Source organism: Neobacillus sp. 114 (assembly GCF_030127045.1).
Classification (GTDB): Bacteria; Bacillota; Bacilli; order Bacillales; family Cytobacillaceae; genus Neobacillus; species Neobacillus rhizophilus.
The window spans coordinates 3,143,971-3,155,957 of the sequence record NZ_CP126144.1; the positions used below are offsets into that span (position 1 = coordinate 3,143,971).

Annotated in this window: 10 protein-coding genes and 1 pseudogene; 2 read left to right on the forward strand and 9 right to left on the reverse strand. The window is 40.5% G+C overall.

Going from position 1 to position 11,987, the window contains the following annotated elements; genetic code table 11:
* Positions 1–63 precede the first annotated feature (63 nt).
* A complete protein-coding gene (locus QNN06_RS15365; RefSeq protein WP_213115532.1) occupies positions 64–840 on the forward strand; it encodes an acetoacetate decarboxylase in 777 nt (258 codons plus the stop codon).
* A gap of 91 nt (positions 841–931) precedes the next feature.
* Here QNN06_RS15365 and QNN06_RS15370 read toward each other — a convergent pair whose 3' ends face one another.
* The 6 genes from QNN06_RS15370 to QNN06_RS15395 form a co-directional block, all read right to left on the reverse strand.
* On the reverse strand, positions 932–1,462 hold the full coding sequence (locus QNN06_RS15370) for a DUF2179 domain-containing protein (RefSeq protein ID WP_213115531.1): 531 nt from the start codon (positions 1,460–1,462) through the stop codon (positions 932–934).
* A 72-nt stretch (positions 1,463–1,534) separates the two neighbouring features.
* Positions 1,535–3,262, reverse strand: coding sequence for a CocE/NonD family hydrolase (locus tag QNN06_RS15375; protein WP_284037930.1), 1,728 nt, complete (start codon positions 3,260–3,262; stop codon positions 1,535–1,537).
* Positions 3,263–3,374: 112 nt separating this feature from the next.
* Positions 3,375–4,259: a glycine betaine ABC transporter substrate-binding protein gene (locus QNN06_RS15380; RefSeq protein ID WP_213115530.1), complete on the reverse strand. Its 885-nt coding sequence runs from the start codon at positions 4,257–4,259 to the stop codon at positions 3,375–3,377.
* A gap of 12 nt (positions 4,260–4,271) precedes the next feature.
* Positions 4,272–5,108, reverse strand: coding sequence for an ABC transporter permease (locus QNN06_RS15385; RefSeq protein WP_217034762.1), 837 nt, complete (start codon positions 5,106–5,108; stop codon positions 4,272–4,274).
* Positions 5,105–6,304, reverse strand: a complete 1,200-nt coding sequence (locus QNN06_RS15390) for a quaternary amine ABC transporter ATP-binding protein (protein ID WP_217034764.1) — start codon at positions 6,302–6,304, stop codon at positions 5,105–5,107. Before QNN06_RS15390 ends, QNN06_RS15385 begins: the two co-directional genes overlap by 4 nt.
* A 61-nt stretch (positions 6,305–6,365) precedes the next feature.
* A complete protein-coding gene (locus QNN06_RS15395) occupies positions 6,366–7,139 on the reverse strand; it encodes an IclR family transcriptional regulator (RefSeq protein ID WP_284037851.1) in 774 nt (257 codons plus the stop codon).
* A 272-nt stretch (positions 7,140–7,411) separates the two neighbouring features.
* Between QNN06_RS15395 and QNN06_RS15400 the strand changes: the two genes are divergently transcribed.
* Entirely contained in the window at positions 7,412–7,606 is a 195-nt protein-coding gene (locus QNN06_RS15400) for an alpha/beta-type small acid-soluble spore protein (RefSeq protein ID WP_026576247.1), read from the forward strand.
* Between the two features lie 69 nt (positions 7,607–7,675).
* On the opposite strand, the pseudogene QNN06_RS15405 reads toward QNN06_RS15400, so the two are convergent.
* The 3 genes and pseudogenes from QNN06_RS15405 to QNN06_RS15415 all read right to left on the reverse strand — a co-directional run bounded on the left by QNN06_RS15405 (position 7,676) and on the right by QNN06_RS15415 (position 11,967).
* Positions 7,676–9,848: pseudogene (locus QNN06_RS15405) on the reverse strand (malate synthase G).
* Positions 9,849–10,067: 219 nt separating this feature from the next.
* On the reverse strand, positions 10,068–10,973 hold the full coding sequence (locus tag QNN06_RS15410; RefSeq protein ID WP_284037852.1) for a fumarylacetoacetate hydrolase family protein: 906 nt from the start codon (positions 10,971–10,973) through the stop codon (positions 10,068–10,070).
* Positions 10,974–11,226: 253 nt separating this feature from the next.
* Positions 11,227–11,967: a maleate cis-trans isomerase family protein gene (locus QNN06_RS15415; protein ID WP_284037853.1), complete on the reverse strand. Its 741-nt coding sequence runs from the start codon at positions 11,965–11,967 to the stop codon at positions 11,227–11,229.
* Positions 11,968–11,987 lie beyond the last annotated feature (20 nt).

The window sequence follows — 11,987 nt, forward strand, 5'->3', positions numbered from 1 at the left end:
CAAAAGGGTTTTTATTATTTAAATATTTTACATAACTATTTATTTATTGAAAGGATGTTTGAAATGAAGTTAGAAGAAGTTGCAAAACAAATCTCCACACCGTTGGATGCACCAGCTTTTCCACGTGGGCCATATCGATTTAATAATCGCGAATACTTAAACATTGTCTATCGTACTGACATCGAGGCTTTGAGAAAGGTAGTACCAGAACCGCTTGAAATCGATGAGCCGCTTGTGAAGTTTGAGGTCATCCGGATGCCGGATGTGACTGGTCTGGGCTCTTACACGGAGTGTGGTCAAGTCATTCAAGTTAATTACAATGGTGAAAAAGGCGACTATGTACACTGTATGTATGTGGATAATCATCCAGCCATTGCTGCAGGCCGTGAAGTTGGAGCGTATCCAAAGAAACTGGGCAAACCAAGTTTATACATAGATTCCGACACGCTTGTAGGTACTTTGGACTATGGAACTTTACGAGTAGCAACCGCGACGATGGGTTATAAGCATCAGCAAATCGATTTAGAAGCGGCTCGTGAAGAAATTTGTAAGCCGTACTATATGCTTAAGCTTATTCGGGGACAAAATGGAAAGCCTCGTATTTGTGAGTTGGTGCGAGGAGAGATTAAGGACATTACAATCAAAGGTGCATGGACTTCCCCTGCCCGCCTGCAGCTATTTGCTCATGCGCTTGCACCGCTGGCAGACTTTCCTGTGCTAGAAATTGTTTCTGCTTCTCATATCCTTACTGACCTATCTCTCCCACGCACAGAGGTAGTTCATGATTATTTGGCCGAAGCTAGTGTACCTTCAAATAAGGAATTAGTAAGCCAAAAATAAGTCGATAAAAAGGGTCAGCCCCCATCGCTTTATACTAAAGCACCGGGGACTGACCCTTTTAAATAAAAAAGACCAGCTGCTATTTTAGCAGCTAGCCGGTTTTCATTTTTTGATTTTTTCTCCGATCCAGTAAATATCCTCCCTTAAAAAACCTAGGTTCATAGGATACAATAAAAGCGTGCGGTTCAAATTTTTCAATCATGGAGATTAATTCCTTTTCTCGATTCCGTTTCGTGAAAATTTCCATTTTATAACGTTCCCCATCACGTCCTTCCCCAACAAACAAGGTAACTCCAAACCCATTGTTTCTGAGCGTTTCCATTAGTTCTATGTTTTTTGTTTGGGTGTTGACCGTGAAAATAATATAACCTACTGCCAATTTTTGTTCTATTTTTGTCCCGTAAATGATCCCTATGCCAAATCCAACTGCATAAACAACCATCGCTAATATACTCTGACTTCCATTAAAGACTAAAGCCAACCCAAATACATAAACGAGCATTTCCGCCATACCTAGGATGGCAGCAAGGGCGGTGAGATTTCTAACCAAGAATATGATTCGAAGTGTAAGTAACGGTACATAAATTAGCTGCAATAATAAGATTAAAAAGATTTCTAACAAATGAAGCACCTCAGATTAAATGTCTAATGTGAAGAAAAAGCAGGCTGCACAGTCAAATGACAGAAATTACATTTATTTTTCTATCTCAATAACCGGCAGCAACAAATAGGATGGATATTCCTCCTGATGGAAAATGGTTTGCCGAGCAAGTTTACTTTCAAGACTATCAATCATCGTTTTTCCTGTATTTAAATTCGCATCATAGCGCGGGAAATTGCTAGAGGACACCTCCACCCTAATACAATGACCTGGCAGAAACACATTGCTGGAAGCCCACATATCAATTTCGATTTCGACGGTATTTCCCGTTGTTTGATTTGACAAACGAACAATTCCATCAGTAAGATTATAGGCTGTACCATCTGGCATGACATCTATCAACTTTGCTGTGAAGTCTGTAGAAACCGCATCTGTTTGGACCCACAGCTTTGCCTTGATTGGACCTGTCACTTCCAATGGCTGTTCTAAAGGCTGTGATGTATAAACAAGGACATCCTCCCGTTCTTCAATTCTCCGTTGGTCTTGAGGACCATACGTATGAGCCCCAGCAAATAATGTTCCCCCCCCTTTCGTTGGAACAGGATTTTCAGGGTCATAAAAAAACTGATCATTCGGTTCGTTCCCAGGCTTTTCCCAAGATAACACACCATCACCAAACCTCGTATTGGCCTTCCCTTCGCTATGTAAATAGAAAGGCTTATAATTTGTCCGGGCTAATGGCCATTCATATTCATCACGCCACTCATTAATGCCCATGACAAAGATTTTTATCGGTGCTTGATTCACAATCCCTGTGTCTATTCCTTTTAACCAAAAATCAAACCAGCGCAGATGTAATCCCGTCAAATCTTCCTTGTAATCAATCCAGTCACCTGCAGCATGAAGGCCGAAAGTCCGTTCACCAAGGGTCGATGTATACACTCCATGTCCCCAGGCGCCGATCATTAATTTCTGATTTTCTCTCGCTTCAGATGTGGCGGCGTTTTCCGACATTCCTTGATAGTTTTTAATCGTCGATGGAAGGAGATTATCATACCAGCCAGCAATATGATACGCTGGCACCGTAAACTGATGATATTTATGAGATATACTCATTCTTTCGCCAAGTTCTTCTCTTACTGTTTCATCTAATGAGTCATAGAATGCTGCAGCAACTCCGAGCTCTTTCAGCGGCGGCCAGTCCTTAACCGGTCTGAATCGATACCACTCGTTAATATTGTTATAAAAGTGCGCTAATTGCTTCATCTTTTCTTCAATAAGCGCAGGGTCTTTGTATTTCCGTTTGATTTCATCCGGAGCCAGCGATTCAAGCCCCCATGTTTCTGAGGAAGCAAGAAGAAATGCTCCGCTTTCCGTAAATGTAGTGTCACGACGATTGCTTAAGGTCATTACGGGAGCGATTGCTTGTAAATGTGGCGGCTGTTCTGATGCCGCCAATAATTGTGTGAATCCATAGTAGGATAATCCGAACATACCTACCTTCCCATTTGAAAAAGGTAATTTTGCAGCCCATTCAACCGTATCATAGCCATCTTCCGCTTCATGGATCATCGGGTAGAAGTTTCCTTCTGAATTATACCGTCCCCTTACATCTTGGTTAATGACGACATAACCATTTTGAACCAAGCGGTTTGTATCCAAATAACGATGGGAGTAAAACGGCAAATCTTTGTTGTAAGGGTGCCTGGTTAGTAGTACTGGGAATTTACCTTCCTTATTTGGACGATAAATATCAGCATACAAAACAGTTCCGTCTCTTAACGTACAAGGAACATTTTTCTCCACCAAAATTTGATTCATTTCCAAATCCCTCTCTCCTTGCCCATATTTATTTATTTATTGTAAGTGCTTTAGACAGTAAAAATAACTCTGTGCTGACTCATAACAAGTCAGCACAGAAAGAATTCATGTCTTATTTTCCGGTCATTTCTTTTACTTTATCTTGGTTGTTCTTAATCCACTCTTGGGCAACCTTTTCAGCGTCTTCCTTGTTTTCAATTTTAGCAATCATCTCTTCTACATCATCAATAGGGATGCTCCAATTGCTTAAGAATTTATAGGCATCTGGGGCAGTTTCTTTCAGCTTTTTGTTCGTGATAACGTGCACGTCAGAAGCCGGAACAAAATTTTTATCGTCTTTTAACACTTTAATGTCGAATTTGTTAAACATTGTGTGAGGACGCCAGCCAAAAAAGATAACGGGCTCATTTTTCGCCATTTTGCGCATGGCTTCAGCGAGCATTGCTGCTTCAGAAGAATTGACCTGTTTCAAATTTAAGCCGTAAGCTTTAATCATTTCATCAATGGTTTTTTGTGCACTTGTTCCTACTTCTATGGAATACATTTCATTTTTAAATTCACTTTCTTTTCCCTTCAAATCAGCAATTGAATTAATGTCTTTCAAATATTTCGGGACAACCCAGCCTGTTGCGGCATCTTTATAGCTGACAGCAGTGTCTTCAATTGAGTCTTTGTATTTATCCAGATAAGGAGTATGTGCAGGAATCCAGGAATCCATAAACACATCAATATCTCCTCGGGATAAGCCTGTATAGACGCTTCCGGCATCGGCATTCATTTCTTTAACGGTATATCCCATATCTTTTAAAATAAGACTAGCAACTTTAGTAGGCGGTACCGTACTGCTCCATGGGGTGAGACCAAAAGTAATCGTGATTGATTTTTTATCCTCTTTTGCATCCTTTTTCTTTTCTTGACCTGATGTACTTGAGGATGAACAGCCTACAACAGACAAGAGTAACATGGCAATGATAAAACCTAGCAATCCCTTTTTCATCTTTTTTCCTCCTTAAAATTTGGTTTTTTGACCTAAGCTTTGCGTAATCCGGTCGAGAATAATCGCTAGTACAACGATGGCTAATCCGGCGGTTAAACCGAGACCAACGTTCACAGTTGCGATTCCCCGCAATACGGAGGAACCCAGCCCTGGAGCACCAATCATAGAAGAAACGACCGCCATCGATAATGACAACATGATGGTCTGGTTGACACCTGCCATAATTGCTGGCATTGCCAGTGGAAGCTGAACTTTAAACAATAATTGTGTTGTAGTCGACCCAAAAGCTTTCGAAGCTTCCACCACTTCAGCTGGAACTTGTTTAATCCCTAAGCTGGTCATTCTTACTGCTGGCGGGGCGGCAAACACGAAGGTAGCAATAACCGCCGGTACACCACCAAGCCCGAACAAAAGAATTGATGGAATTAAATAAACGAAAATAGGCAGGGTTTGCATGAAATCTAGTATAGGACGGATAACTTTATCAACACCCTTACTGGTTGCACTAAGGATTCCTAGTGGAACACCTATAAACACAGAAACAATTGTGGAAACAATCATAATCCCAACTGTTTGCATCGCCGCTTCCCACATTCCGACAGAACCCATATAAAGACAACCCACCAAGGTGAACAGCGCCAGTCCTTTTCCGGAGATTCTCCATGCCAAAATAATGAGGATAATCGCGATGATTTCGGGCGGAACAGCGATTAAAAGCTTCGTAATCATATCAATAAAGGATTGAAATACATTGCTGATCCCATCAAAAAAACCGCTCATATTTGGAAGAAACCAATCATTAATAAATGTGTTGGTCCACTCCTCTAAAGGTAATTTGAAATAGTTCATGCTGAGACCACCACCCGATCGTTGTTTTTCCCAAGCACCAATCCCGAAAGTATAGAAACACGTGAGATAATCCCCATTAACTTCCCATTTTCTACGACGGTAATTGGATATTTTGCATTAGCGGCAAGACCAATTAAGTCATTTAACGGAGTATCAGGATCTGATAGAGCGCTTTCAAATAGAACTCTTTCCAATGGAAGATTTTCATTAAAGGCTTTAATGGCATTATCAATTGTTAATAACCCAAGATAGTTCTTTTCCTTATCAACTACATAAATAATCGGTGAACCGGATTCCTCCATTTTCCTAACCGCTTCCTGAGATCCTTCATGATAAAACATAACGGCCTCCGGTATTTTCATCACATGGGATGCTACTAAAACTTTAGAACGGTCGATGTCTTGGACGAAGTTAGCTACATAGCTGTCTGCAGGATTGGCCAAAATTTCTTCAGGTGTTCCGATTTGAACGATCACTCCGTCCTTCATGATGGCGATCCTGTCGCCGAGCTTCAGGGCTTCATCTAAGTCATGAGTGATAAATAAAACGGTTTTTCCAATTTTGCTTTGCAGCCTTAACAGTTCATCCTGCATTTCTTTACGGATAATCGGGTCTAGAGCACTAAAGGCTTCATCCATTAATAAAATGTCAGTATCGCTTGTCAATGCACGGGCTAAACCGACACGCTGCTGCATGCCGCCACTCAACTGGTTTGGCATGCTTTTTTCATAGCCCTTCAGTCCTACGTCCTCAATAATTTTCATCGCTCTCGCTTCTCGTTCCGGCTTTTTTACCCCTTGGATTTCCAACCCATAGGCGACATTATTCAACACAGAACGGTGTGGAAGCAGGCCGAATTTTTGAAAAACCATCCCCAGCTTTTTTCGTCTCATTTCAATCAAGGCTGTCTTATCCATCTTGGTGATATCCTGTCCATCGATAAAAACCTCACCGGCGGTGGGTTCAATTAATCTATTAATCAATCTTATTAAAGTAGATTTGCCGCTGCCTGAAAGCCCCATAATAACAAAAATTTCACCTGGTTTTACCGACAAGGAAACCTGATTTACCCCTACGGTCATTCCTGTTTTATTTAATATTTCATCCTTTTGTTCCCCGTTTTTAAGCATTTCTACTGCCTTTTGTGGCTTTTCTCCGAACACCTTGGTCAAATTTATTATTTCGATTTTGTTCATAAGCTTTCACCTCTTTTTTTAAAATTAGGGCCAATCAGACTATAAATATGAAACCTTTATATTAAAAAAATGAAGACAATTCCTTTGTAATCTGTTTGATTTCATTTATAAGTTGAGTAAAATTTTCCTCTTTTTTTAAATGGCTGATAATAAAAACGGTTATCACAAATTCAAGCTCTCCCAGTTTATTTTCGATGGGAAACGACAATCCTGTGATTCCCTCAATATGTTCATTTACACTAACCGCATAACCCTGATTACGAATCCCAGCCAATTCGCTAATGTACTTATCTCTTTCAATCGTCGTATACTGCGTATATTTTTTTAAACCAATGCGATCGAGTATTCCATTTCTTTCTTCTTCTGGCATGTAGGCTAAAAATAACTTTCCTGATGCACCAGCATTGAGGGAAAAGCGCTGTCCTACATTGATTGATATGCTAAGGGGTGAGTTTGGGATGGTTTTCTCGATGTAAACCCACTCATCACCAATCCTTTGAATTAAACTGCAGGTTGACTCTGATAATCGACTAATTTTCACCATGTAATCTTTGGCAATTGTCATGTAATCTATTAAATCGGAGGCACGGTTTCCTAAGACGATCAAATAGGGACCTAATGAAAATTTTTTTGTTTCTTCGTTATAGAGGAGTATTTTCAGGGTGACTAAGGTTTGAAGAATCCGATAGCACGTGGATCGATTTAGACCGGTTCCATTGCTTATTTCTGTTAAAGTAGACTTTTTGTTTTTTGGTTTCCCCAAAAATGTTAAAATCTCAAATGCTTGAACAACTGCCGGGGCCGAATATTTTTGGTCAACCTCTTCTGCTTTCATTATTCCACCACACATTTCAACTGATTGATTATTTTATTTGCTTTTAATTGTGTTCATATATAAAAACTGTATTCATATATAAAATCGAATTTCATATATGGAAACTGTTTTCATATATAGAATACTTATTTTTCAGAATATTGTCAATAGTCGAATATTATGTTGTTTTGTCGATTTGATGGGGTTTTTTTGACGAATTGTATATTTCGATTTGGGAAATGTTATACACGAGCAATTATTTTGCTCAAAAACTTCGTCGGGAGTGATGTATCATGGCTAGAAACAAACTATTGGTTCCTGGTGCAGGCAATGTTCTGGATCAAATGAAGGAAGAAATCGCCAACGAGTTTGGAGTGCAGCTTGGTGCTGATACGACCGCACGAGCGAATGGTTCAGTCGGCGGCGAAATGACCAAACGTCTCGTTGCTTACGCTGAACAATCCCTGCGAAATCAACAAGGCCAATAACCTGTGATTTCAACGAAAAAAGCTCCCCCGCTGGGCAGCTTTTTTCAAACAGGTAATATCACCCGCTGATTAATTTTTAACGGATAATTTTGCTTTTAATTCTAGACGGCGGCGGTGAAGGATTGGTTCGGTATAGCCGTTTGGCTGGTTATATCCTTCAAAAACAAGATCACAGGCGGCCTGGAAAGCAACTGAGTCCTCATAGTCAGGCGCCATCGGACGGTAGTTGGTATCACCAGCGTTTTGGGCATCAACCACTTTTGCCATCCGCTTAAGTGTTTCCAATACTTGCGCTTTCGTACAAATTCCATGATGAAGCCAGTTAGCAATATGTTGACTGGAAATCCTTAACGTCGCACGGTCTTCCATTAAACCTATATTGTTAATATCCAGAACCTTGGAGCAGCCAACCCCTTGGTCAATCCAGCGGACAACATATCCGAGGATGCCTTGAGCGTTGTTGTCGAGCTCCTGCTGGATTTCTTCAGCAGTCCAATTACGGCTAGGCGATACAGGAATTTCTAAAATATCGTCTCGTAAATCTTTAATCTCATTTTTTAATTGTTCCTGAACACTTGTAACGTCTACTTGGTGGTAATGCAGCACATGCAGGGTGGCAGCTGTTGGCGACGGAACCCATGCCGTATTGGCGCCCGCTTTCGGATGGCCGATTTTTTGCTTCAGCATTTCAGCCATTAAATCTGGCATTGCCCACATTCCTTTACCGATTTGCGCGCGGCCTTGCAGTCCTGTAGATAGGCCATTATAGACATTTGACTTTTCATAGCTTTGCAGCCATAGCGATGACTTCATATCATTTTTGCGAATCATCGGACCGATTTCCATCGATGTATGCATTTCGTCACCTGTTCTGTCCAGGAAGCCAGTATTAATGAAGACGATTCTTTCTTTTACCGCATAAATGCTATTCTTTAAGTTTAAAGATGTGCGGCGCTCTTCGTCCATTACACCAATTTTTAAGGTATTCTTTTTAAGTCCAAGAATTTCTTCTACACGTTCAAAAAGTTCATTGGCGAATGCCACCTCGGCCGATCCATGCATCTTTGGCTTAACGATGTAAATAGAACCTTTGCTGGTATTTTGATAATTCCATTTGCTATTAATGTATGCTTGGCAGCCAAACTTGTCACAACTGCATCCATGATGCCTTCAGGAACTTCATTTCCGTCCTTATCCAGGAGATCGCAGTTGTTAGATTAAGTGCCTACGTTACGGGACGAACATTAGGGAACGACCTTTGGAGATGTCTTTTCCGTCCGGTGAAGTATATTCTCGGTCAGGGTTTAATTTGGAATAATGTCTTATCGTCCTTTTGGAAACTTGCTGTTAAATCCCCTTTCATCAATCCAAGCCAGTTTCGGTAAACGCCAACCTTGTCTTCTGCATCAACCGCCGCTACCGAGTCCTCACAATCCATAATGGTGGTTAGAGCTGATTCTAACAGGATATCTTTGACTCCTGCTTTATCAGTTTTCCCGACCGGGTGGCTGCGGTCTACTTGGATTTCAAAATAAAGGCCATTATTTTTCAATAAGATTGCGTATGGAGCAACAGGGTTTCCTTGATAGCCCGCAAATTTAGCTTCGTCTTGAAGGCAAACAGTACTTCCATTGTTTAAAGCTACAGCCAATTTCCCTGATTCAACTGCATATAGAACAGCATCTTTGTGTGTTCCGCCATTCAAAGGGACGCACTTGTCAAGGAATTCTCTTGCGAATGCAATAACCTTTTCACCACGAACAGGATTATAATTTCCTTCACGTGTTGCTCCGCCGTCTTCGCTAATTGCATCTGTTCCGTACAGCGCATCATAAAGGCTTCCCCAACGGGCATTTGCCGCATTAAGGGCGTATCTGGCATTATCCACCGGCACTACTAGCTGAGGGCCTGCTTTAAGTGCCACTTCTTCATCAACGTTTTCTGTTGTGACCTGAAAATCTTCCACTTCAGGCTCTATGTAGCCAATTTCTTTTAAAAATTGTTTGTAACTTACGGCATCAAATTGTTTGTTTTCCTTGTGCCATTTATTAATTTTGTCTTGGATTACATCCCGCTTGGCAAGTAATTCACGATTTTTTGGTGCCAGTTCTTCGATAATTTTTTCGAAATTGGACCAAAATGCAGCAGCTTCTAGATTGGTTCCCGGTAATGCTTCGTCATTGATAAAACGGTAAAGGATATCAGCAACCTGGAGATTGCCCGTCTTAACGTAATTGGACATGCAGTAATTCCTCCTTAAAACTAGTAGTTATTTAAAATCCTAAACTATAAATGTTTGGATTAACAACCATAAATTTGAAATTATATTTACAGCATTCTTTATTAATACAGATAATATTTATCAACTCTGTTATACTACACATTTAAAGATTAGCATTTTCAGATAGTATATTCAATATTTATTTATAAATTTTCCAACAATTCAATTTCAATCATATTATTATTCTACTATGGAACTGCTATATCCTTCAGATTTAAATTTATTCTTTAAAGTGCCCAATTTGTCTATTTCAATTGAGATTTCGTCGCCGTCCTTTAACCAAACCTGCTGTCCTTCAGGTTTGCCGAGTATAACTCCTGCTGGTGTACCGGTCAAAATGACGTCCCCAGGTTGAAGGGTAAAGTGATCCGATAAATAACTGATGAGTTCTTCGCATGAGAAAATCATGTTGGAAGTATTAGAATCCTGGCAAACTTCCCCATTAAGCTTCGTAACAATCCTTAAATTATTGGAATTTTCTACTTCTTCCTTACTGACAAGATACGGTCCAAGCGGGCAAAATCCGTCGCAGGATTTTCCTAACAGCCACTGTCCGGTTACCTTTTGAAGGTCACGGGCTGTAAGATCGTTGGTAATACAGTACCCATAGATAACGGAAAGAGCCTCTTCCGTCTTAACGTTTTTCGCTTTTTTACCAATAATAATCGCAATTTCACCTTCATAATCCACTTGCGTTGCATTTTTTGGCAACAAGATGTCTTCCCCGTGGGCCCGGATGGCTGTATTAAATTTGCTGAAGATGATTGGTACAGGCGGCAATGGGAGACCGCACTCTGCTGCATGATCCTTGTAATTAAGGCCAACGCCAATGATTTTTTGAGGTTCAGTAACACAAGGGCCAAACGTTAATGACTCCTCATCTAAGAATAGGTTATCCTCCATGTTGGACAAATCCAATAACTCTAGGAGCTTTTCTGGTCCAAAAGCAATTAGTTCAGCCGTTGTTTTCGGCGCAGATTGAATATGGGGTAGTTTACTAGCGGCTGCCTCTACGTCAAAGATTCCTCTTTCTGTCTTGATCCCCAAGCGCAGCAGTTCTCTTTTATAAAAAGTTAGCAAGATCATTGCCTTCCCTCCGTTTTTGTAAAAAATAGAATTTATTTTCCAAAAAATTTTCAAGCGTTCCTTATTGTTGTATAATTTATATTGGTACTGTCATTGAAAGTGGTATACATCGGGGTTGGGGCGCCAAACTTCTGTCCCGTAAAATGTATGGAGTCGTCAGTGAAGACGAAAAAACACCATGCAGCACCCAATTACTTCTTTAAAAATAAAGAGCATTCCAACCCCGCCAGGTTGAAATGCTCATGAAAAAGTATTAGTTGTTTACTGTTACCCTTGAAAACAGTTTTCCCCAACCCTTTACTTTGGCAGGATCGACATTGACCATTTTTAAACACTCCCAGATTAGCACGTTGATAGTGTCATACATTGGGATTTCATACTTTTCCTCATAGTATTCTACTTTTCCAACCGCAGGGAAATTTGTACACACCACACTTAGAGCATCTGCAGGCGTCACGCATACTTCCTTAATCTGTTCCTCAATTCTTTCCTGTGAAACTTGGCTGAAAGAACGGTTGACAGTTTGGGCAAGTCCAGAAACATTAACTGTCTCTACATTACAATGCTTTTTATATTGTTCAACAATTAATTTATTGATCTCTGGGATATATGGCGTAACCATGTGGATCGTTTTAATATTATGTTCTTTAAATGCTCTTACCTGTGACAGCATGGAAGTTGTTGCCGGGATACCTGTTCTTTTTGTAATTTCTTCACAAAGCTTATAATCCATATCAAAGCCAAGCCATCCGCCAGATGTCCCGTTCCAGGCAATCACATCTACTTCTGCATGGGCCAACAGTTCAGCTGCTTGCAGCATCGGTTCAAAATTAAATTGGCTGAGAGCATCCTGTTCCAGTGAGATTTTTGTTACCTCAAAACGTCCATAATGGCAGGTCACTTCCGGTACATTGTATAACATTCTGGAGCAGATAGGCTCTAAAACCGTATTGGACGACGGTGTAAGCATTCCGATTTTCTTTGGTTCTGACATAATTACTTTTTCCTCCTTCA